At 68.7% G+C, this 19,084-nt stretch carries 24 protein-coding genes, 1 tRNA gene, 1 pseudogene and 1 riboswitch; of the genes and pseudogenes, 14 read left to right on the top strand and 12 right to left on the bottom strand.

What is annotated here, in order from left to right:
* Window positions 1-84 precede the first annotated feature (84 nt).
* The 6 genes from OG798_RS22710 (at window position 85) to OG798_RS22685 (ending at window position 4,705) form a co-directional block, all read left to right on the top strand.
* On the top strand, window positions 85-690 hold the full coding sequence (locus OG798_RS22710; protein WP_067379761.1) for a DUF2017 domain-containing protein: 606 nt from the start codon (window positions 85-87) through the stop codon (window positions 688-690).
* Window positions 691-1,115: 425 nt separating this feature from the next.
* Complete coding sequence (locus OG798_RS22705; RefSeq protein WP_095854395.1) at window positions 1,116-2,576, top strand: amino acid permease; 1,461 nt, start codon at window positions 1,116-1,118, stop codon at window positions 2,574-2,576.
* A 99-nt stretch (window positions 2,577-2,675) separates the two neighbouring features.
* Window positions 2,676-3,098, top strand: a complete 423-nt coding sequence (locus OG798_RS22700) for a Mov34/MPN/PAD-1 family protein (protein WP_095854396.1) — start codon at window positions 2,676-2,678, stop codon at window positions 3,096-3,098.
* Window positions 3,099-3,234: 136 nt separating this feature from the next.
* Complete coding sequence (locus OG798_RS22695) at window positions 3,235-3,336, top strand: putative leader peptide (RefSeq protein ID WP_312638615.1); 102 nt, start codon at window positions 3,235-3,237, stop codon at window positions 3,334-3,336.
* A gap of 122 nt (window positions 3,337-3,458) precedes the next feature.
* Window positions 3,459-3,737, top strand: a complete 279-nt coding sequence (locus OG798_RS22690; protein WP_054229696.1) for a MoaD/ThiS family protein — start codon at window positions 3,459-3,461, stop codon at window positions 3,735-3,737.
* A 17-nt stretch (window positions 3,738-3,754) separates the two neighbouring features.
* Window positions 3,755-4,705, top strand: coding sequence for a PLP-dependent cysteine synthase family protein (locus OG798_RS22685; RefSeq protein ID WP_095854397.1), 951 nt, complete (start codon window positions 3,755-3,757; stop codon window positions 4,703-4,705).
* A gap of 301 nt (window positions 4,706-5,006) precedes the next feature.
* On the opposite strand, the gene OG798_RS22680 is transcribed toward OG798_RS22685, so the two are convergent.
* Window positions 5,007-5,492 (bottom strand): type II toxin-antitoxin system PemK/MazF family toxin, encoded by a 486-nt coding sequence (locus OG798_RS22680; protein ID WP_095854398.1) that lies wholly within the window; start codon window positions 5,490-5,492, stop codon window positions 5,007-5,009.
* A 260-nt stretch (window positions 5,493-5,752) separates the two neighbouring features.
* Here OG798_RS22680 and OG798_RS22675 point away from each other — a divergent pair, with 260 nt between their 5' ends.
* Window positions 5,753-6,505: an MBL fold metallo-hydrolase gene (locus tag OG798_RS22675; RefSeq protein WP_095854399.1), complete on the top strand. Its 753-nt coding sequence runs from the start codon at window positions 5,753-5,755 to the stop codon at window positions 6,503-6,505.
* A gap of 59 nt (window positions 6,506-6,564) precedes the next feature.
* Here the strand turns inward: OG798_RS22675 and OG798_RS22670 are convergent, their stop codons facing one another.
* The 3 genes from OG798_RS22670 to OG798_RS22660 form a co-directional block, all read right to left on the bottom strand.
* Window positions 6,565-7,629 (bottom strand): MBL fold metallo-hydrolase, encoded by a 1,065-nt coding sequence (locus OG798_RS22670; protein WP_328757605.1) that lies wholly within the window; start codon window positions 7,627-7,629, stop codon window positions 6,565-6,567.
* Between the two features lie 188 nt (window positions 7,630-7,817).
* Window positions 7,818-8,213, bottom strand: coding sequence for a nuclear transport factor 2 family protein (locus OG798_RS22665; RefSeq protein ID WP_328757604.1), 396 nt, complete (start codon window positions 8,211-8,213; stop codon window positions 7,818-7,820).
* Window positions 8,214-8,462: 249 nt separating this feature from the next.
* Complete coding sequence (locus OG798_RS22660; RefSeq protein ID WP_095854402.1) at window positions 8,463-8,909, bottom strand: Rrf2 family transcriptional regulator; 447 nt, start codon at window positions 8,907-8,909, stop codon at window positions 8,463-8,465.
* A 319-nt stretch (window positions 8,910-9,228) separates the two neighbouring features.
* On the opposite strand from OG798_RS22660, the gene OG798_RS22655 reads away from it, so the two are divergent.
* Window positions 9,229-9,927: an SDR family NAD(P)-dependent oxidoreductase gene (locus OG798_RS22655; RefSeq protein WP_328757603.1), complete on the top strand. Its 699-nt coding sequence runs from the start codon at window positions 9,229-9,231 to the stop codon at window positions 9,925-9,927.
* Window positions 9,928-10,004: 77 nt separating this feature from the next.
* On the opposite strand, the gene OG798_RS22650 is transcribed toward OG798_RS22655, so the two are convergent.
* Both OG798_RS22650 and OG798_RS22645 read right to left on the bottom strand, forming a co-directional pair.
* Window positions 10,005-11,255 (bottom strand): PTS transporter subunit EIIC, encoded by a 1,251-nt coding sequence (locus OG798_RS22650; RefSeq protein ID WP_267061951.1) that lies wholly within the window; start codon window positions 11,253-11,255, stop codon window positions 10,005-10,007.
* A 230-nt stretch (window positions 11,256-11,485) separates the two neighbouring features.
* Window positions 11,486-12,775: a PTS transporter subunit EIIC gene (locus OG798_RS22645; RefSeq protein WP_097225730.1), complete on the bottom strand. Its 1,290-nt coding sequence runs from the start codon at window positions 12,773-12,775 to the stop codon at window positions 11,486-11,488.
* Window positions 12,776-12,949: 174 nt separating this feature from the next.
* Here OG798_RS22645 and OG798_RS22640 point away from each other — a divergent pair, with 174 nt between their 5' ends.
* The 4 genes from OG798_RS22640 to rdgB all read left to right on the top strand — a co-directional run bounded on the left by OG798_RS22640 (window position 12,950) and on the right by rdgB (window position 15,188).
* Window positions 12,950-13,183 carry a glucose PTS transporter subunit EIIB gene (locus tag OG798_RS22640; protein WP_030569190.1) on the top strand — a complete coding sequence of 78 codons (234 nt, stop codon included), beginning with the start codon at window positions 12,950-12,952 and terminating at the stop codon, window positions 13,181-13,183.
* Window positions 13,184-13,300: 117 nt separating this feature from the next.
* Window positions 13,301-14,035: a ribonuclease PH gene (rph, locus tag OG798_RS22635; RefSeq protein WP_095854406.1), complete on the top strand. Its 735-nt coding sequence runs from the start codon at window positions 13,301-13,303 to the stop codon at window positions 14,033-14,035.
* A gap of 123 nt (window positions 14,036-14,158) precedes the next feature.
* Entirely contained in the window at window positions 14,159-14,551 is a 393-nt protein-coding gene (locus OG798_RS22630) for a hypothetical protein (RefSeq protein WP_095854407.1), read from the top strand.
* A 34-nt stretch (window positions 14,552-14,585) separates the two neighbouring features.
* Window positions 14,586-15,188: an RdgB/HAM1 family non-canonical purine NTP pyrophosphatase gene (gene rdgB / locus OG798_RS22625; protein ID WP_121416005.1), complete on the top strand. Its 603-nt coding sequence runs from the start codon at window positions 14,586-14,588 to the stop codon at window positions 15,186-15,188.
* 42 nt (window positions 15,189-15,230) lie between these two features.
* On the opposite strand, the gene OG798_RS22620 is transcribed toward rdgB, so the two are convergent.
* From OG798_RS22620 to OG798_RS22610, 3 genes and pseudogenes are all read right to left on the bottom strand, one after another.
* Window positions 15,231-15,314 (bottom strand) — tRNA-Leu (locus tag OG798_RS22620).
* Window positions 15,315-15,349: 35 nt separating this feature from the next.
* Window positions 15,350-15,817 carry an HNH endonuclease gene (locus OG798_RS22615; RefSeq protein WP_443054194.1) on the bottom strand — a complete coding sequence of 156 codons (468 nt, stop codon included), beginning with the start codon at window positions 15,815-15,817 and terminating at the stop codon, window positions 15,350-15,352.
* A 15-nt stretch (window positions 15,818-15,832) separates the two neighbouring features.
* A pseudogene (locus OG798_RS22610) lies at window positions 15,833-16,370 on the bottom strand (HNH endonuclease); the annotation flags it as partial.
* Window positions 16,371-16,420: 50 nt separating this feature from the next.
* Between OG798_RS22610 and OG798_RS22605 the strand changes: the two are divergent.
* Window positions 16,421-17,143, top strand: coding sequence for a hypothetical protein (locus OG798_RS22605; protein WP_328757602.1), 723 nt, complete (start codon window positions 16,421-16,423; stop codon window positions 17,141-17,143).
* Window positions 17,144-17,159: 16 nt separating this feature from the next.
* Here the strand turns inward: OG798_RS22605 and sugE are convergent, their stop codons facing one another.
* The 3 genes from sugE to OG798_RS22590 form a co-directional block, all read right to left on the bottom strand.
* On the bottom strand, window positions 17,160-17,480 hold the full coding sequence (gene sugE / locus OG798_RS22600) for a quaternary ammonium compound efflux SMR transporter SugE (protein ID WP_095854410.1): 321 nt from the start codon (window positions 17,478-17,480) through the stop codon (window positions 17,160-17,162).
* A 29-nt stretch (window positions 17,481-17,509) separates the two neighbouring features.
* Window positions 17,510-17,587, bottom strand: a riboswitch (guanidine-III (ykkC-III) riboswitch).
* 69 nt (window positions 17,588-17,656) lie between these two features.
* Window positions 17,657-17,959 carry a GroES family chaperonin gene (locus OG798_RS22595; protein WP_187285621.1) on the bottom strand — a complete coding sequence of 101 codons (303 nt, stop codon included), beginning with the start codon at window positions 17,957-17,959 and terminating at the stop codon, window positions 17,657-17,659.
* Window positions 17,960-18,107: 148 nt separating this feature from the next.
* Window positions 18,108-18,446 (bottom strand): DUF3618 domain-containing protein, encoded by a 339-nt coding sequence (locus tag OG798_RS22590; protein WP_121416007.1) that lies wholly within the window; start codon window positions 18,444-18,446, stop codon window positions 18,108-18,110.
* Window positions 18,447-18,593: 147 nt separating this feature from the next.
* On the opposite strand from OG798_RS22590, the gene bcp reads away from it, so the two are divergent.
* On the top strand, window positions 18,594-19,061 hold the full coding sequence (gene bcp, locus OG798_RS22585) for a thioredoxin-dependent thiol peroxidase (RefSeq protein ID WP_067379715.1): 468 nt from the start codon (window positions 18,594-18,596) through the stop codon (window positions 19,059-19,061).
* Window positions 19,062-19,084: the final 23 nt, after the last annotated feature.

Here is a 19,084-nt window from a genome sequence, read left to right as displayed (position 1 = left end):
GTCGGACCGGCAGCCGTCGGACCGGCAGCAGCCCGAGCCCTCCCTGTAAACCGCGAGCAGGACCGGAAGTAGCGAACTCACTCCATGCCAGGACACTTCGAACCGCTCCCCGGCGGCGGCGCGGCCGTCGCGCTCGACGAGGTCGAGATCTCCATCATCCGCTCCCTCGCCGTACAGCTCCTGGAGCTCATCGGGCCCGGCCCCGCGGAGAACGCCCCCGACGACCCGCTCGCCGAACTGTTCGCGGAGGGCCCCAGCGAGCCGCCCTCCGACCCCGTGCTCCAGCGCCTCTTCCCGGACGCCTACAGCGGCCCCGACGTCGAGGCGTCCTCGCCGGAACAGGCGGAGGAGCAGCGGGCGTACTCCTCCGAGTTCCGCCGCTTCACCGAGAACGACCTGCGCGCCGGCAAGCGCGAGAACGCCCTCGCGGTGATCCGCTCGCTGGACGCCCTCACCACGGCGGGCGACGGCGGCGCGGTCCTCAAGCTCTCCCCCGGGGAGTCCGAGCAGTGGCTGCGCGCCCTCAACGACCTGCGCCTGGCGATCGGGGCCCGGCTCGACGTCGTCGACGAGGAGGACACCGACCTCCTCTACCGCCTCCCGGACGAGGACCCGCGCAAGCCGATGGTGATGGCGTACCTGTGGCTGGGCGGTCTCCAGGAGACGCTCGTCGAGACACTGATGTCCTGATCGTCGATGCCCTGATCGTCCGTCGAGATGCCCCGATCGGACGCTGCGACGCCCTGATGGGGCGCCGAGCGGGGAAACGGTCGTATGCCCTGGTCAGGGGTTGGTTCAGGGTTCGATCGGTGTTCGCTCAGAGGACGCTCAGATCCGGATAACGATCCCGTCACCGTCGTGGCCTGGTATGCACAGGTGAGTGCCGTTTGTCCGCTTCTCCCTGTGGCGTGCCTTACATCACCCGCGGGCTGCCCATGTTGCGGCCGTGATAAATCTTCACGACCGCCCGACAGGACACCACCCATGTCCGGTCGGGTGCGCCACCGAGCCGGCGACCGCCGGCCAGGCACAGCTCCATCACATCCGGGGGGATCGGAACCCGATCCGAAGCCAAGTGACTGGCTCGGACCGGCATGGAGAAAGGCGCACCACACATGACCTCATCGCAGGTCGACAAGACCGACGAGCCGCGTTTCGGCAGTGAGGCCGTGGGCGGCGACGCCCCCGAAGAGGGGTACGAGCGCGGGCTCGGCAGTCGCCAGGTCCAGATGATCGCGATCGGCGGCGCCATCGGCGTCGGCCTCTTCCTGGGCGCCGGGGCGAACATCGCCAAGGCGGGGCCCAGCCTCATCTTCATGTACGCCCTCGCGGGCGTGATCATCTTCTTCATCATGCGGGCGCTCGGCGAGCTGCTCCTGTACCGCCCGGTCTCGGGCTCCTTCGCGGAGTACTCCCGCGAGTTCCTCGGCCCGTTCTTCGGCTACTTCACCGGCTGGACGTACTGGCTGATGTGGGTGGTCACCGGCATGGCGGAACTCACCGCCGCCGCGATCTACGTCCACTACTGGTTCCCGTCCATCCCCCAATGGGTGACGGCACTCGTCTTCCTGATCGTCCTCTTCGTGGCGAACCTGATCTCGGTGAAGCTCTTCGGAGAGATCGAGTTCTGGTTCTCGATGGTCAAGGTCACCGCCCTGATCGGCATGATCGTGATCGGCCTCGGCGTCCTCACCTTCGGCTTCAGCTCGGCCGGTGACACGGCCTCCGTCGCCAACCTCTGGCAGTTCGACGGCTTCTTCCCCAAGGGCATCGGCTCGTCCCTGATGACCCTCCAGGGCGTCATGTTCGCCTACCTCGCCGTCGAGCTCGTCGGCGTCACGGCGGGCGAGTCCGAGGACCCGGAGAAGACCCTCCCCAAGGCGATCAACACCCTCCCCTGGCGCATCGCGCTCTTCTACGTCGGCGCGCTCACGGTCATCCTCTGCGTCGTGAAGTGGACGGAGTTCGCCCCGGGCGTCAGCCCCTTCGTCGAGGCCTTCGCGAAGATCGGCATCCCGGCCGGCGCCGGCATCGTCAACTTCGTGGTCCTGACCGCCGCCCTGTCCTCCTGCAACTCCGGCATGTACTCCACGGGCCGCATGCTGCGCACCCTGGCGGACAACGGCGAGGCCCCCAAGGTCTTCAGCAGGCTCTCCTCGACCAAGACCCCGGCGCTCGGCATCACCGTCTCCATGCTCTTCATGGGCATCGGCGTGATCCTGAACTACGTCGTCCCGGAGAAGGCCTTCGGCTACGTCACCTCCGTGGCCACCGCCGCCGGCATCTGGACCTGGCTGATGATCCTGGTCAGCCACATCCTCTACCGCCGCGCGGTCGACGCCGGACGCCTGCCCGCCTCCTCCTTCCCGGCCCCGGGCGGAGCGAAGTGCAGCTGGATCGCGGTCGTCTTCCTGCTGTTCGTCACGGGCCTCATCGCCTACGACGCCGACTCCCGCGTCTGCCTGTACGTGATGGCCGGCTGGGCCGCGGCCCTGGCCGTCGGCTGGTGGGTGCTCAAGGCACGCAACCCCCAGGTCACCGAGCGCCGCGAGCCGGCGTTCGAGAAGGTCGGCTGACCTTCCCGGTTCGGCACGGCCGACCTTCCCGGTTCAGCATGTGGGCCGCCCCGTACCACGCCTCGGTACAGGGCGGCCCTTCTGCTTATCCTGACCGACATGCTGACCATCACCCAGGCCCTCGTCGACCAGATCGTCGCGCACGCGCGCCAGGACCACCCCGACGAGGCGTGCGGCGTCGTAGCGGGCCCGGCGGGCTCGGGCCGCCCCGAGCGCTTCATCCCGATGCTCAACGCCGCCCGCTCGCCCACGTTCTACGAGTTCGACTCCGGCGACCTGCTGAAGCTGTACCGCGAGATGGACGACCGCGACGAGGAGCCGGTGATCATCTACCACTCCCACACGGCGACCGAGGCATACCCCTCCCGCACCGACATCTCGTACGCCAACGAGCCCGGCGCGCACTACGTCCTCGTCTCGACGGCGGACGCGGACGACGCGGGCCCCTTCCAGTTCCGCTCGTACCGGATCGTCGAGGGAGAGGTGACGGAGGAGGAGGTCACGGTCGTGGACGCGTACTGACGCCGCCCCGACCGCGCCCCGACGCTACTCCGATCCTTTGCTCCGGCACCGCTCCGATCCCGGACTTCGGGCAGAATTCATCCACCATCTGAGATCACACTCCGGGACCCGGACCGGGAATCGATACGATGAGCCCATGGTTTCCCAGGACGTGAGCGACAAGACGCCGGGCATGCTGCTCGTGGCGCGGCTGCACGTCGACCTGTGCAGGCTGCAGAGCGCCATCTGTACGCGCTGAACCCTGCCGCCGTACGGCCGTGAGCCACGGCTCCGCGGGGCCGCCACCGGCGTCCCCCTGCCCTTCCCGCGCCGCCGCGCGCCCACCGATCTGACTTTTCCTTCCGACAGGAGCCCGCAACCATGGCCATCGAGGTCCGCATCCCCACCATCCTCCGCACCTACACCGGCGGCGAGAAGGCCGTCGAGGGCGGCGGCGCGACCCTCGCCGAGCTCTTCGCCGACCTCGAGACCCGGCACGCGGGCATCCAGGCCCGGATCGTCGACGACGGCCAGCTGCGCCGCTTCGTCAACGTGTACCTGAACGACGAGGACGTCCGCTTCCTCGACGGCATCAACACCAAGCTCACCGACGGCGACAACGTGACGATCCTGCCGGCCGTGGCCGGCGGCATGGTCTGATCGGCTGCTGATCGCTGATGCGCTACGACTCCCCGCTCGCCGCGGTGGGCAACACCCCTCTGGTGCGCCTGCCACGCCTTTCGCCGTCCGCCGACGTCCGGATCTGGGCGAAGCTGGAGGACCGCAACCCGACGGGCTCGGTCAAGGACCGCCCGGCCCTCCACATGGTCGAACAGGCCGAGAAGGACGGCCGGTTGACGCCGGGCTGCACGATCCTGGAGCCGACGAGCGGGAACACCGGCATCTCGCTGGCCATGGCGGCGAAGCTCAAGGGCTACCGCATGGTGTGCGTGATGCCGGAGAACACCTCTCAGGAGCGGCGGGACCTGCTGGCCATGTGGGGCGCGGAGATCATCTCCAGCCCCGCGGCCGGCGGCTCCAACACCGCCGTGCGCGTCGCGAAGGAACTGTCGGCCGAGCACCCCGAATGGGTGATGCTCTACCAGTACGGGAACCCCGACAACGCGGGCGCCCACTACGCGACGACGGGCCCCGAAATCCTGGCGGACCTCCCCTCCATCACGCACTTCGTCGCCGGCCTCGGCACGACGGGCACCCTGATGGGCGTCGGCCGCTACCTCCGGGAGAACAAGCCGGACGTGAAGATCGTCGCCGCGGAGCCGCGCTACGACGACCTGGTGTACGGCCTGCGCAACCTGGACGAGGGGTTCGTTCCCGAGCTGTACGACGCGTCGGTCCTCACCTCCCGCTTCTCGGTCGGCTCCGCCGACGCGGTCACCCGCACCCGTGAGCTCCTCCAGCAGGAGGGCATCTTCGCGGGCGTCTCCACCGGGGCCGCGCTGCACGCCGCGATCGGCGTCGGCAAGAAGGCGCTCGCCGCCGGGGAGTCCGCCGACATCGTCTTCGTCGTCGCCGACGGCGGCTGGAAGTACCTGTCGACGGGCGTCTACACCGCCGCGACCACAGAAGAAGCCATCAAAACCGTCCAGGGCCAGCTCTGGGCGTAGGCCGTACGGGCGGCGGCGCGGACGGTTTTCGCCCCCGCCGCCCCTACCCGTCCCATCCTCCTGGGGCTCCGCCCCAGACCCCGAGGGGTGGTCTTTCGGCTGCGGGCCGGTGGGGGCTGGGCGCGCAGTTCCCCGCGCCCCTAAAGGCCTTCAGCCCGTCCGGCGTTTGAGGACGAGGCCGTTCAGGCCGATGCGGGGGTCTGGGGGCGGAGCCCCCAGGAAGGGATGATGGGGGTCCCCCCTGCTCGAGCGAAGTCGAGAGCTTGGGGGAGGGTAGGGGCGGCGGGGGCGAGGGACGGGCTCAGCCGGCCAAGTAGCGGACCTGGTCCCAGAGGACCGGATCCACCACCCCCACCCGCCGCCGGAACTCCCACAAGGGCACCTCACGCAGCTCGTCCGTCTCCAGGAAGCTCGCCCGCCCATGGGCATCGCCGACGGCACCCGGCGGCAACGGAATCACACCGGCCCGCTCGTCGTGGTACTTGCTCGTGATCTTCGCGACGGTCACCCGCTCGCCCCGCACGGCCAGCACCAGACACGGCCGGTCCTTCTCCCCGGGCCCGTCCTCGTACGGAACCCTCGCCCACCAGATCTCCGCCGGCCGCGGCCGAGGCACCCGGGGCCGCTTCCGCCCCCCGGCCGGCGGCCGCCCGGGCGGCCGGGTCCGACCGGCGGCCCGGCCCGGGCGGCGCTCCCGGCGTCCACGGCGCCCCCAGCCGTCCACCAGCGTCGCGACCAGCGCGAGCAGCACCACGGCCGCCAACGCGAGCCACCAGGACGTGTCCATACCAAAGAAGGTACCGGCGCGCACTCCGCCCCGCCCCCCGCCCGCGGAACCGAGGCATCCGACCTCCGGTCGACCATCCATCCGAACCGGTGACACCACAGGTGAGTTCGCCCACAACAGCCCCTGGTGGAGGAGCGACCCGCCCTTTTGCGCCTTACGCTCGACGGACCGCACGACCCCCGTTCCCGTATCTGCACCCGAGTACCTGCACCCCGCATCTACTCTCTGCACTTCCTGTCAGCGCGGAGGTTCCAGCTCTTATGAAGCTCACCGTCGTCGGCTGCTCGGGGTCGTTCCCGTCCGCGGAATCGGCCTGCTCGAGCTACCTCGTCGAGGCCGACGGCTTCAGGCTGCTTCTCGACATGGGCAATGGTGCCCTTGGCGAGCTGCAGCGCCACTGCGGTCTCTACGACCTCGACGCGATCTTCCTCAGCCATCTGCACGCCGACCACTGCATCGACATGTGCGCGTACTTCGTCGCGCGCTACTACCGCCACGACGGCGGCCGCTGCGACCCGCTCCCCGTCTACGGACCCGAGGGCACGGAACAGCGACTGACCACCGCGTACGCGGACACTCCCACCGCCTCCTCGATGAGCGAGGTCTTCGACTTCCACACCGTCAAACCGGCCACGTTCGAGATCGGCCCGTTCACCGTGCACACGGAGCGGGTGCGCCACCCCGTGGAGGCGTACGCCATCCGCATCGAACACGGCGGGAAGTCGCTGACGTACTCCGGGGACACCGGCGTCACCGACGCGCTGGACGAACTCGCCCGGGACACCGACCTGTTCCTCTGCGAGGCCGCGTTCACGCACGGCAAGGAGAAGATCCCCGACCTCCACCTCAACGGCCGCGAGGCGGGCGAGAGCGCCGACCGCGCCGGCGCCCGTCGCCTGCTGCTCACCCACATCCCGCCGTGGACGGACCCCGCGGTCAACCTCGCCGACGCACGCGAGGTCTTCGACGGTCCGGTGGAACTGGCGATGCCGAGGGTGACGTACGAGATCTAGATCCTGGGGAGGCAGTCCGTGCGGGCGGCCCCAGGGCCTGTCCGGGCTGCGGACAGCGGTCAGTCGTGGACCGTCATTCCGAAGCCGCCGTCGAGGCGTATCGACTCCATCAGCATGAAGGCGTTGCTCTCGGTGAAGACGTCGGCGGCGGCGAGGGTCCCGGTGTACTTGGTCACGACAGGGCGTGAGGCGACCGCGATCACCTCGTCGAGGTAGGTCTTCACCGCGGCCCAGGTGTTGTTGCCGTACTTGACGAAGTACGGCGTCGCGTCGACCGTCGTGAGTGCGCGGCGGATCTCCGCGTCGAGGTCGTCCATGTAGGCCTGGTGGATCTTGAGGTCGTGCCGCGTCCCCAGCCGGCCGAGGTGGCCTCCGATGAAGGTGGTCCACGGGTACTTCAGGGCCTTGGCCGGCGCCAGCAGCGAGCCCGGGATGTCCTCGTTGATGTTGAGGTTCGCGAACGGCACCCAGCCGGGCAGGGCGACGTCCACGAGCATCAGCGTGTCGTGGTCGGGCAGGTGGATGTAGATGTTGTCCGGGGTGTGGTTGGCGCCGTGCCATGCGAGTTCGATGCGCTCGCCGCCGATGTGGAGCACCCGGTGGTCGTCGAAGGTCTCCTCGGGGGCCGGCTTGTTGGGGTCGTTGTCCCGTATGAGCAGTCTGCGGGTCTCGGAGTGCCCGATCCGGGTCACCCGTCGGCCGAAGATGCCCGACCCGCCCGCGTGGTCGGAGTGGTGGTGCGAATAGATCAGGTGCGTGACCTTGTTGGTCAGCCCGTTGGGCTTCGTCACGTCGTCGATCGCGCGCTGGATGTTGTGGCCGAGCGACGGCGGCGCGTCGAGGAGCACCACGCCGTCGCGGGTGGTCAGGAAGGCCGAGACGTAGGTTCCGTCGGTGACCCAGTACAGGTTCCGTTTGATCCGTCCGACGTAGTAGCCCTGGCTGTTGATCGCCGGGCCGAGCGACGACCGGGGGACCGGGGCGTAGTCGGGCAGGTCGGTGGCGTCGGCGGCGATGGCCGGTGAGCCCAGTGCCGTGTCCGCGACGACGGAGCCGATCGCGGGTACCGCGGCGAGGGCGGCGGCGCGCGCCAGGAGGCTTCGGCGGGTGGCGTGGGTGTCCATGTTCCGGACCTCTTCTCTGCAAGTTCGCTGCAAGGCACATGACTTGCTTGACGGAGCAACCATAGAGCCATTTGATTGCTTGGGCAAGGAATCTGGCTTTCTCGTGGACGCCGCGGGCCGACTTCCGCCGGCTGCTGTCGGCCTGTGCCGGCCGGCGGCGTCCGGGGTCTGCAACTACGGCTGTGGAATCAGAAGTTCGTGCTGGCGAGCGCGTTCAGGAAGACCTGCGGGTTCCAGTACTCCCGGTAGTTCACGATGAGACCGTCGCGGAAGGTCACGAAGGTTGCGTAACTCATGTTGTAGGGATTGCCGTTGGACGCCACGCTGCCCTTCACGCTCCACTGCGCGATCGCCACGTTCTCGTCGTCGGTCGGATAGACGCGCACCGCCGGGATCTCCCGCACGTCGATGACGTCGGGGTAGCCGCGGAGGTAGTCGAAGAGGGCCTCGCGCCCCTCGATACGCGCCGGCGCTCCCTCCGGGGCGAACGGGAATTCGGCGACGACATCGTCGGCGCACAGGTCCGTCCAGGCCTTCATGTCCTTTGCGAGGAAGGTGTCGAGGCTGCGCCGCAGCAGGTCCACAGCCGAGGGGTGTTGCTCATCTTGCGCTCCGATCGTGGAGGGCGTCCGCCGGGAGGGGCGGCTGCCTGGGGGATTGACCGTGATGGACCGCAGGGTTCGCCGAGTCGGGGAGCATCGCACGCGCACTCATGACTCGGGCGAGCGGGATTCGTCACCCCGTCGGCCCGGCGGATGCCCGAGAGTAGCACTGTGTAAGTGACACAGCGACACTTATTTCCAAGCGGGACCACGGGTCACCCCGTCGGGCGCTCACCATTCGAGCGGCATCGTGAACTTTCCGAGACGGGCGACCGCGTCGGCGAGTTCCGCGATCGTGGTGTGGTCCAGTTCCGCCTCGAATGCCTCACGAGCGCGGATCAGAGCAGGCTGGAGGGCGTCCACGATGTTGCTGCCGACCGCGCAGTCGGCCGGCGGCGGCGTGCGGTGCATGGTGAACAGCCGGGTGTCCTCCACCGCCTCGTACACCTCAAGCAGCCGCATCTCCTCGGCCGGCTTGGCCAGGAGTGCGCCACCGCCCGCCCCGAGCTGGGACTTGGTGAGACCCGCGCTGCTCAGCCGGGAAAGCAGGCCCCGGATCACGACAGGACTCGTATGGGCCGAGTAGGCGAGGTCTTCGGAGCGCAGGGGCTTGTCGCCGCTGACCGCGAGGGCGACCAGGGCGTGGACGGCGACGACGAAGCGGCTGCTGGTAGGCATTGCGGTCCCGAAGTGTGTAAGGGGGGCAGGTGCACACGCGTCCGCACCGGCCCGTACCCGGGAGGTGCCGCGGCGTGTGGCGCTATCACGTCCCACTATGCCGCAGCGACGGCGGGCCCGAGCCGGTCACCGCTGCGTCCGGCGGCTGGTCGGTTTCCGGCGCCTCTGGTATCCGCGGCTTGCCGTGTGGCCGACAGCGGCACTTGCCGTGCGGCCGACGGCGGCGCACAATTGCTTGGCGGAGCAAGCTGTTGTGTGGGTGCCGCGCTCGTGGCCACCGCAGTCCACCGACCGGCGTCGCGAAACGAGGAGATGAACCATGGCTGATGTCTCGACCTCACGGGTCGCGGTGGTGACCGGCGGGGACGGCGCGATCGGCGGGGCGATCGTCCGTGAACTCGCCCGGCTGGGCCACCGCGTCGTGGTGCTGGACCGCGCCGGCGACATCGCCTGCGATCTCGGTGTGGAACAGGACGTACGGAGGGCTGCCGCCGAAGTCCTCGAGACGTACGGCCGGGTCGATGTGCTCGTCCACTCGGCCGCCGCGAGCGACCTGGTGGAACTCGACACCGTCGACCTCGCCACCTGGCGACGGATCCAGGCCGTCAACGTCGAGTCGGTTCTGCTGTTGTCCCAGGCCTTCATCCCCGGCATGCGGGAGCGCGGGTTCGGTCGGATCGTGCTCATCACCTCCGACACCGTATGGAAGCCGCCCAGCGCCGACCTGCTCGGCTACATCACCAGCAAAGGGGCTCTCACCGCGTTCGGACGCACCCTGGCCGTCGGGCTGGGCAAGGACGGTATCGCCGTGACGTCCGTGGCTCCGGGGCTCACCCGCACCCCGGCGACCGCGTATCAGCCCGACGAGGCGTTCGTCATGGCCGAGGCGACACAGGCACTGCCCCGTCCACTCGTCCCCGAGGATGTCGCGGCGACCGTGGGTTTCCTGGCCTCCGAGGCCGCGGAGGCGCTGACCGGCCAGGTTCTGACCGTGGACGGCGGCAGCCTGCTGCGATGAGGGCGCGGGCGTGACGAAGGCCCCCGTGGCCCAGCGATAGCCGGGCTGCGGGGGCCTTCGTCACATCGTGGCGGGCCTCACGCCTTCGTGAGGTCCTCGAGCTCCTCTTCGGGCTCGCGGCCCGGCGTGGGGAGGTTCCACCTAATGATCGCGAAGCGGAAGACCGCGTAGTAGATCACCGCGAAGACCAGGCCGATCGGGATGATCATCCAGGGTTTGGTGGCCAGGTTCCAGTTCAGGAAGTAGTCGATGGCGCCGGCCGAGAAGCTGAAGCCATGGTGGACGCCCAGGGCCCAGGTGACGGCCATCGACAGGGCGGTCAGGACCACGTGGATCACGTACAGGACCGGCGCGATGAACATGAACGCGAACTCGATCGGCTCGGTGATACCCGTGACGAAGGAAGTCAGCGCGAGCGACATCATCATGCCGCCGACCGCCTTGCGTCGCTCGGGACGCGCGCAATGCGTGATCGCCAGGGCGGCGGCCGGGAGCGCGAACATCATGATGGGGAAGAAGCCCGTCATGAACTGGCCGGCGGTCGGGTCACCGTGGAAGAAACGCGGCAGGTCACCGTGCCACACGGCACCGGCGGAGTCCTTGTAGGAGCCGATCTCCTGCCAGGCCACGGTGTTCACGAACTGGTGCATGCCGACCGGGAGCAGCGCGCGGTTGATCGCGCCGAAGATGCCCGCGCCGACGGCGCCGAGGCCGGTCATCCACTGGCCGAAGTCGGTGATGACGTTGCCGATCGGCTCCCAGACCAGACCGAAGAACACGCCGACGGCCGTGCCGATGAAGGCCATCAGGATCGGGACCAGGCGGCGGCCGTTGAAGAAGCCCAGCCAGTCGGGAAGCTTGGTGCGGTGGAACCGCTGCCAGGTGACGGCGGCTATCAGGCCCATGATGATGCCGCCGAGGACCTTGGGGTCGTTGTACGTTGCGGCGACGTCCGCGCCCTTGGTGACCTTGGCGTCGGTGATCGGGAACGCGGTGAGTACGTTCTTGTAGACCAGGAAGCCGACCAGCGCCGCCAGCGCCGTGGAGCCGTCGGCCTTCTTGGCGAAGCCGATGGCGATGCCGACGCAGAACAGCAGCGGCAGGTTGCTGAACACGGCGTCGCCGGCGGTCATGAACACGGCCGCGACCTTGTTCCAGCCGAGGCCGTCCTTGCCGAACACGTCGGGCTGCCCGAGGCGGAGCAGGATGCCCGCCGCCGGCAGCACGGCGATCGGGAGCTGCAAGCTGCGGCCGACCTTCTGCAGGCCCTGGAACAGACCGGATCCCCGCTTCTTCGCGGGTGCCGCCGTTGCGCTGGCGGTGCTCATAGTTCCTCCATGTGCCGGTGCTGCCGGGGGACGGGAAGGGGCAAAGAATGGGGCGGGCAGCATCCGCGTGGTCTACACCACTCAGTGGTGTAGACCTGTTGTAGCACGGTGAAGGTGAGATAAGGAACCCACGAATTTTGTGGCCCGGGCCATAAGGGGAGGAATCGGTTCCGGACACGACGAAGCCGCGCCCCGAAGAGGCGCGAGCCCACGGCCCGTGAACGAACCGCCTACGGCTTGGTCGTGTCCTCGTGCTCCTCCTCCGGCTCCCTGCCCGGAGTCTTCAGATCGAACTTCGTGATCGCGAACCGGAAGATCACGTAGTACACGACCGCGAAGCACAGCCCGATCGGCACGATCGCCCACGGCCTGGTCGCCAGATGCCAGTTGATGACGTAGTCGATGACCCCGGCGGAGAAGCCGAAACCGTCATGCACGCCCACCCCCCAGGTCACCGCCATCGACACTCCCGTCAGCAGCGCGTGGATCACGTACAGCACGGGCGCGACGAACAGGAAGGAGTACTCGAGCGGTTCCGTGATGCCCGTGACGAACGAGGTCAGCGCGACCGACAGCATGAGCCCGCCGACCTCCTTACGGCGCTCGGGCCGGGCGCAGTGCGTGATGGCCAGCGCCGCCGCGGGCAGCGCGAACATCATGATGGGGAAGAAGCCGGACGTGAACTGCCCGGCGTTCGGGTCGCCCGCCAGGAACATGGTGATGTCACCGTGCACGACCGTCCCGTCCGGCGCGGTGTAGCTGCCGAACTGGAACCAGACGGGCACGTTCAGGAACTGGTGCAGACCGACCACCAGCAGCGCCCGGTTGGCCACGCCGAAGACACCGGCACCCCAGGAGCCCAGTCCCACCAGCCAGTCGCTGAAGTGCTCGAGGCCCCGCCCCACCGGCGGCCAGACCCACAGACACAGCACGGCGAACGCGATGGCCACGAACGCCATGACGATCGGCACCAGCCGCCGCCCGTTGAAGAACCCGAGCCAGTCGACCAGCCTCGTGCGGTGGTAGCGCTGCCAGATGTACGCGGTCATCAGCCCCATGACGATGCCGCCGAAGACCCCCGGATTCTGGTACGTGAACGGGGCCACGGAGGCATCGGCCGCCTGGCAGCCGATGTTCGTGAGAGCCTTCGCCCCGCCCGGGCAGCTCACCGGGAACTGGCGCAGCACGTTGTAGTAGACGAGGAAACCGGCGACCGCCGCGAGCGCCGTCGACCCGTCCGACTTCTTCGCCATGCCGATGGCCACGCCCACACAGAACAGCAGCGGCAGCCCGAGCGAGCCGTCGAGCAGCGCGCCGCCCGCACCTCTCATGATCTTGGAGACGTTGTCCCAGCCGAGCCCCTCGGCGCCGAATACACCAGGCTGGCCGAGCCCGATGAGAAGGCCCGCGGCCGGCAGCACGGCGATCGGCAGCTGGAGGCTGCGCCCCATCTTCTGCAGCCCCTGGAACAGCTTGTTCCAGCGGGCCCGTGCGGGCGCGGGGGTGCTGTCGGCACTCATGGGCGTCCTCCGGACGGGGCCGGGTTGGCGACCGCACGCCCACTGGTGTAGACCAGTCGGCGAACGGTTGCGCTGTCGTGAACGCCATCATTCGGTACGCGCGACATGGCCGCTCGCAAAGATGGGCCAACTGTGGGTTACTGCGACAAAGCGGTTCGGATCAGGGAGTAGGACATGGCCACGAAGGCTGAGAAGATCGTCGCCGGGCTCGGCGGCATCGACAACATCGAAGAGGTCGAGGGCTGCATCACCCGCCTGCGTACCGAGGTCGTGGACCCGAGCAAGGTCGACGAGGCCGCCCTGAAGGCCGCCGGCGCCCACGGCGTCGTCAAGATGGGCACCGCCATCCAGGTCGTCATCGGCACCGACGCCGACCCCATCGCCGCGGACATCGAAGACATGATGTGAACCGATGTGAACCGATGTGAGCCGAAGGGGCACCCTTGAGCCCCCTACCTCACCCTTGAGGGGCCGCTTCCGCAACCGGAGGCGGCCCCTCAGCCGTATGCGACTAGGCTCAACGCCATGTCTCGAATCGACGGCCGCACCCCCGAACAACTGCGCCCCATCACCATCCAGCGCGGCTGGAGCAAGCATGCCGAGGGCTCCGTCCTCGTCTCCTTCGGCGACACCAAGGTGTTCTGCACCGCCTCCGTCACCGAAGGCGTCCCGCGCTGGCGCAAGGGCAGCGGAGAGGGCTGGGTCACCGCCGAGTACTCCATGCTTCCCCGCGCCACGAACACCCGCGGAGACCGCGAGTCGGTCCGCGGCAAGATCGGCGGCCGTACGCACGAGATCTCCCGCCTCATCGGCCGCTCCCTGCGCGCCGTCATCGACTACAAGGCGCTCGGCGAGAACACCATCGTCCTCGACTGCGACGTCCTCCAGGCCGACGGCGGCACGCGCACGGCGGCCATCACCGGCGCGTACGTGGCGCTGGCCGACGCGATCACCTGGGCGCAGGGCAAGAAGCTGGTCAAGCCCGGACGCAAGCCCCTGACCGGCACGGTCTCCGCCGTCTCGGTCGGCATCGTCGGCGGGATCCCCCTCCTGGACCTCTGCTACGAGGAGGACGTGAAGGCCGACACCGACATGAACGTCGTCTGCACCGGCGACGGACGCTTCGTCGAGGTCCAGGGCACCGCGGAGGCCGAGCCCTTCGACCGCAAGGAGCTGAACGCCCTGCTCGACCTCGCCGTCGCCGGCTGCGACGAGCTCGCGGCGATCCAGCGGGCGGCCCTCGAGGCAACCGCGGGATAATCCTTCGCGTTCTTAGGGGTACGGGCGTACGGTCCAGCCGTGCGCCCCCGTCGGCCCCGCACGGGCCGAGCCGACCGCGTCACGGGGTCGACCACATGTTTGTCCACGGGGAGGGACCGTTCCATGGCCGCGCGCCACCGACGCCGCACAGCCGCATTCGCCGTTACCGCCGTACTCGTCGCCCTGCCGGCGGCGGTGGGCTGCGATGCCGTCAACAAGGCCCTGGACTGTGTCCAGACCGCCGACTCCATCGCCGACAGCGTCACCAACCTCCAGCAGGCCGTGGAGAACGCGGCGAACGACCCGACACAGACCGACGAGTCCCTCAACGCGATCGAGAACAACCTCGACAAGATAGGCGACAAGACGGACAACGCCGACGTCAACAAGGCGGTCGACGACCTGAACAAGGCCGTCGGCAACGTCCGTACGGCCATCAAGAACGGCGACAACACCCCCGACGTCAGCCCGGTCACCGACGCGGCCGGAGAACTGACCAAGGTCTGCACGCCGTAACGAGCAACTCTCCGGCCCTTGGATACTGGTCCCCATGACCCGCCTGATCCTCGCCACCCGTAACGCCGGAAAGATCACCGAGCTGAGGGCGATCCTCGCCGACGCAGGTATCACCCACGACCTCGTCGGCGCGGAGGCCTATCCGGACATTCCCGACGTCAAGGAAACCGGCGTCACCTTCGCCGAGAACGCCCTCCTCAAGGCCCACGCCCTGGCCCAGGCCACCGGCCTGCCCGCCGTCGCCGACGACTCCGGCCTCTGCGTGGACGTCCTGAACGGCGCCCCCGGCATCTTCTCCGCCCGCTGGGCGGGACGGCACGGGGACGACCGCGCGAACCTGGACCTTCTCCTCGCCCAGCTCTCGGACATCTCCGACGAACACCGGGGCGCCCACTTCGCCTGCGCGGCGGCGCTCGCCCTGCCGGACGGCACGGAGCGCGTCGTCGAGGGCCAACTGAGGGGCACCCTGCGCCACACCCCCACCGGCACCCACGGCTTCGGCTACGACCCCATCCTCCAGCCGGAGGGCGACACCCGAACCTGCGCCGAACTCTCCCCCGAGGAGAAGAACGTGATCAGCCACCGGGGGAAGGCGTTCCGGGGGCTGGTGCCGGTGGTTCGGGAGTTGTTGGGCTGAGACACGGGGAGGGGCCGCCTCGCCGGACGGCCCCCCTGTGTGTGCGGCCGATGGGATTCGAACCCACATGGGCGCAAGGCCCAGAGGCACCTAAAACCTCCGCTTATACCATTCAGCAACGGCCGCGTGCGAACCCATGCTACCGGTGATGCGGTGCCCGTCTATGTTCGACGTCGGTTTCCGCCCCTGCACCACGTGCTGGTGATCGCGTGACAGTTGGGGCACAGTATCCGCAGGTTCTCGCGCCGGTCGTCGCTCCAGTCCCCGTTGATGTGATCGACCTCCAGCGTCATTGGCTCGCCGAGCCACTCAGGGCCGGTCCCGCACTCGGCGCATTCTTCGGGTACGCCAATTTCGCGAAGCGCTCGGCGAAGCAGCGCCGTTCGCGTGCGGCGGTTGCCGCTGTGTTTGACGAGCAAGTCCTCCGGTCGCTTCAGAGGTGTCGGGCCGGGTTTCCCGCGCTGATGAGCCTGCCCCAGGAAGTGGGAGGTGTCGATGCCGTATGCGGTGGTCAACTGCGGAAGCAGCGCGCGCAGCCGTGAGTTGTCCGGGCGTTGCAGTAACCGGAGAACGCCTGCGATGGAAATGGACTCGGTGACTGCTTGGCGCAACTCACTCTCACTCGGCAGGTCCTGCGGCCCACGTCGGCGATTGCGGGGGAAGTGAGAGGTGTGGTCGACCTCCAGGGGCAGTGGGTGCCCACGCCAGAGCGGTTCCGTACCGCAGCGCGCGCAACGCTCGGGTACTCCCAGGGCTGTCAATGCCCATTTGAGGCGGTCGCTGGGGATGCGCCGGGCGGGAGTGGCCGTCTGTACTGCGAGCAAGGCCTCCGGGGTCCGCGTACGTCTGGTCTGGCCACGCCGGGACGGTGCCTGGAAGTGCGAGGTGTCGATGTCATACGCCTTGATCCGGCGGCTGATATGCGTGTGGTAGCCGCCGACCACCTCAAGTCCGAGTCGGCGGAGCACCTCGCACATGTTCGTCGAGGCCGTAACCGCCGCCTCAAGGACCTCTTTCGTCCACCGCACGCCTTCGCGCTCGAAGTGTGAGATGTCGACCCCCAGCTTCTTCATTGCGCTCGTACACGTATCGCCGCGTCGAACTCTTCGGGTCCACCTCCAGTTTCATCAGCGCCTCCGACAACGTCCGCGACGAACTGGCCGCCGCCTCCAGGTGCTGGATCTCGTTCTGACGCGGCCCTGCGGGATGTGGTCGCGGGTAGCGTGCGGTGGGTGGGTGTGAAGTTCGATGTGGGTGCCGAAGGGGCGGCCTTCGAGGGTCGGGCGGGGGTCTGGCGGTTCGTCGAGGGCTTTGCCCGGTCCTGGCGGGAGCCGATCCGTGCCGGTGACGGCTGCTCGTACGAGGAGTTGGCCGATGCCGAGTACCGGCTTCGATCGCCGCTGCCCATTGCGCTGTGGGATGCGTACGGGCTGCTCGGGAGGCGTGCGGACCTGACCAGTGTGCAGGATCGGCTGCTTCCGCTGGAGCAACTGCGCATCGCCGAAGGTGCTTTGGTGTTCCGGTTGGAGAACCAGGCGGTCGCCGAGTGGGCCGTTCTCCAGGAGGACCTGGAGAAGGACGATCCGCCCGTGGTCTTCCGGCGCACGGACGGCAGCGCACCTGACTGGTCCCGCTTCCTCGACCGCTTCTCCCTCGCCTGCGTCGAGATGGTGCTGTCCGAGTCCGTACTCGCCCACGACGAGGACCGCGCGGACAATCGCCCCCTCGGAGCGAGCGAAACCCTCGACGCGCCGCCGGCGGGATTCGAGCGGCTGTCCTTGCCCGACTACCCGATGTGGGCCCTCGACGCAGGCGTGGTCCGCTGGTTCTCGTCCCCCGACGCCGTGCTGCGGGTGGACGGCGGTGACTGGCTGTGGGCCCTCGGCCGGTCCGCGCCCGCCCTGGATGCGGTCCGCGCGCTTCTCCCCGGTGACTGGATCAACCGGCCGTGGTGAGGAGCCCGGCGCCCGGTCAGTGCCCCGAGGTCACCTTCAGGCCCACCACGGCCACCAGGAGCAGGCAGACGAAGAAGATGCGGGCGGCGGTCGCCGGTTCGCCGAGGACGAGCATGCCCAGTACCGCCGCGCCGGCCGCGCCGATGCCGACCCAGACGCCGTAGGCGGTGCCGATGGGGAGGGACTTGGCGGCGTAGGAGAGCAGGACCATGCTCGCGATGATGCCCGCGCCGGTGAGGACGCTGGGGACGAGGCGGGTGAAGCCGTCGGTGTACTTCATGCCGATCGACCAGCCGACTTCGAGCAGACCGGCGACGAGCAGCAGGATCCAGGCCATGAGAGGCACCTCCGTGAGTGATCAACAGGGGTGCGTCGTCTTTGCCTGGGAGCTTTTCGCTCTCCGCCCGGTACGGCGCGTCTCGTCGGGGTCCTTCCAAGGCCTTCCACGGTAGCAAAGCACAGGCAAAAGGGGCTGGTGACCATGGTCACCAGCCCCGTCAGGTCAGCTACGCCCTACAAATACAAGCCGGTCGAGTCCTCGGAGCCCTCGAAGCGGTCCGCCGCCACGGCGTGCAGATCGCGCTCGCGCATCAGCACGTACGCGATTCCCCGCACCTCGACCTCGGCCCGGTCCTCGGGGTCGTAGAGGACACGGTCGCCGGGTTCCACCGTCCGTACGTTCTGTCCGACCGCGACGACCTCGGCCCAGGCGAGGCGCCGCCCGACGGCCGCCGTCGCGGGGATCAGGATGCCGCCGCCGGAACGCCGCTCGCCCTCGGCGGCGTCCTGCCGCACCAGCACGCGGTCGTGCAGCATCCGGATGGGCAACTTGTCGTGGTGGGGGGTCTGCTTGTCCCGATTGGCGCTCACGTCCCGAACCTACCTGCCTTTGAGCCGTCCGTACGCAGCCGGGTCGCGCCCGGCCGGGTCGAGTCGAGCCGATCGAGCCGGGGTCGAGCCGTTGTCAGCGCTTGCGTCGTCGTGAGCGCGTCACCACCAGGCCCACGACCCCGACCGCGACGAGCGCGAGGGGCACGATGCGCTCCAGGCGTGGCGCGCCGTCCTCGGTGACGAACTGCCCCTTCGCATCGCCGACCACCCGGTTGACGCCGACGTAGGCGCGGCCGAGCGTGTGGTCGATCTGGGAGGCGACCTTGGCCTTGGCGTCCCCGACGATCGTCTTCGGGTGGACCCGCACGCCGATCTCGTCGAGCGTCTCGGCGAGTGTTTCGCGGCGGCGCTTGATGTCCGCCTCGATCTGCGCCGGAGTCCTGGTATCCGACGTTCTCGACGTATCCGACACCGCGCTGCCTCCGTGGTCGTGTTCTTGAGCTTTGTCTCTGTGCCGCCGACAGTCTGTCAGCTCGGGCCGCCGCTCACCCCTCGGCACCCCCCATTACGCTCGTTCCCGTAGTTCCCTAAGCATTCACCCCGGCCACGTGAGGTACCGATGAGCGAGCGACTCCAGCCCGGCGACACCGCCCCCGCCTTCACCCTGCCCGACGCCGACGGCAACGAGGTCTCCCTCGCCGACCACAAGGGCCGCAAGGTCATCGTCTACTTCTACCCGGCCGCCCTGACCCCCGGCTGCACGAAGCAGGCCTGCGACTTCACGGACAACCTCGACGTGCTGGCCGGTGCCGGGTACGACGTCATCGGCGTCTCCCCGGACAAGCCCGAGAAGCTCGCCAAGTTCCGCGAGAAGGAGTCCCTGAAGGTCACCCTGGTCGGCGACCCCGACAAGACCGTCCTGGAGGCGTACGGCGCCTTCGGCGAGAAGAAGCTGTACGGCAAGACGGTCGTCGGCGTCATCCGCTCCACGGTGATCGTGGACGAGGAGGGCAAGGTCGAGCGGGCGCTGTACAACGTCAAGGCGACCGGCCACGTGGCGAAGATCATCAAGGATCTGGGGATCTGAGGATCCGAGTTCCCGCGGGTCGC

The organism is Streptomyces sp. NBC_00271 (assembly GCF_036178845.1).
GTDB lineage: Bacteria > Actinomycetota > Actinomycetes > Streptomycetales > Streptomycetaceae > Streptomyces.
Note: the sequence above shows the minus strand (reverse complement) of the source record. Positions and strands in the feature narration are given on the sequence as shown.

Excerpts from the sequence above, each read along its gene's own strand:
- OG798_RS22710 (WP_067379761.1), top strand. The coding sequence starts at position 85 with ATGCCAGGACACTTCGAACCGCTCCCCGGCGGCGGCGCGGCCGTCGCG.
- OG798_RS22705 (WP_095854395.1), top strand. The coding sequence starts at position 1,116 with ATGACCTCATCGCAGGTCGACAAGACCGACGAGCCGCGTTTCGGCAGT.
- OG798_RS22700 (WP_095854396.1), top strand. The coding sequence starts at position 2,676 with ATGCTGACCATCACCCAGGCCCTCGTCGACCAGATCGTCGCGCACGCG.
- OG798_RS22695 (WP_312638615.1), top strand. The coding sequence starts at position 3,235 with ATGGTTTCCCAGGACGTGAGCGACAAGACGCCGGGCATGCTGCTCGTG.
- OG798_RS22690 (WP_054229696.1), top strand. The coding sequence starts at position 3,459 with ATGGCCATCGAGGTCCGCATCCCCACCATCCTCCGCACCTACACCGGC.
- OG798_RS22685 (WP_095854397.1), top strand. The coding sequence starts at position 3,755 with ATGCGCTACGACTCCCCGCTCGCCGCGGTGGGCAACACCCCTCTGGTG.
- OG798_RS22680 (WP_095854398.1), bottom strand. The coding sequence starts at position 5,492 with ATGGACACGTCCTGGTGGCTCGCGTTGGCGGCCGTGGTGCTGCTCGCG.
- OG798_RS22675 (WP_095854399.1), top strand. The coding sequence starts at position 5,753 with ATGAAGCTCACCGTCGTCGGCTGCTCGGGGTCGTTCCCGTCCGCGGAA.
- OG798_RS22670 (WP_328757605.1), bottom strand. The coding sequence starts at position 7,629 with ATGGACACCCACGCCACCCGCCGAAGCCTCCTGGCGCGCGCCGCCGCC.
- OG798_RS22660 (WP_095854402.1), bottom strand. The coding sequence starts at position 8,909 with ATGCCTACCAGCAGCCGCTTCGTCGTCGCCGTCCACGCCCTGGTCGCC.
- OG798_RS22655 (WP_328757603.1), top strand. The coding sequence starts at position 9,229 with ATGGCTGATGTCTCGACCTCACGGGTCGCGGTGGTGACCGGCGGGGAC.
- OG798_RS22650 (WP_267061951.1), bottom strand. The coding sequence starts at position 11,255 with ATGAGCACCGCCAGCGCAACGGCGGCACCCGCGAAGAAGCGGGGATCC.
- OG798_RS22645 (WP_097225730.1), bottom strand. The coding sequence starts at position 12,775 with ATGAGTGCCGACAGCACCCCCGCGCCCGCACGGGCCCGCTGGAACAAG.
- OG798_RS22640 (WP_030569190.1), top strand. The coding sequence starts at position 12,950 with ATGGCCACGAAGGCTGAGAAGATCGTCGCCGGGCTCGGCGGCATCGAC.
- rph (WP_095854406.1), top strand. The coding sequence starts at position 13,301 with ATGTCTCGAATCGACGGCCGCACCCCCGAACAACTGCGCCCCATCACC.
- OG798_RS22630 (WP_095854407.1), top strand. The coding sequence starts at position 14,159 with ATGGCCGCGCGCCACCGACGCCGCACAGCCGCATTCGCCGTTACCGCC.
- rdgB (WP_121416005.1), top strand. The coding sequence starts at position 14,586 with ATGACCCGCCTGATCCTCGCCACCCGTAACGCCGGAAAGATCACCGAG.
- sugE (WP_095854410.1), bottom strand. The coding sequence starts at position 17,480 with ATGGCCTGGATCCTGCTGCTCGTCGCCGGTCTGCTCGAAGTCGGCTGG.
- OG798_RS22595 (WP_187285621.1), bottom strand. The coding sequence starts at position 17,959 with ATGCTGCACGACCGCGTGCTGGTGCGGCAGGACGCCGCCGAGGGCGAG.
- bcp (WP_067379715.1), top strand. The coding sequence starts at position 18,594 with ATGAGCGAGCGACTCCAGCCCGGCGACACCGCCCCCGCCTTCACCCTG.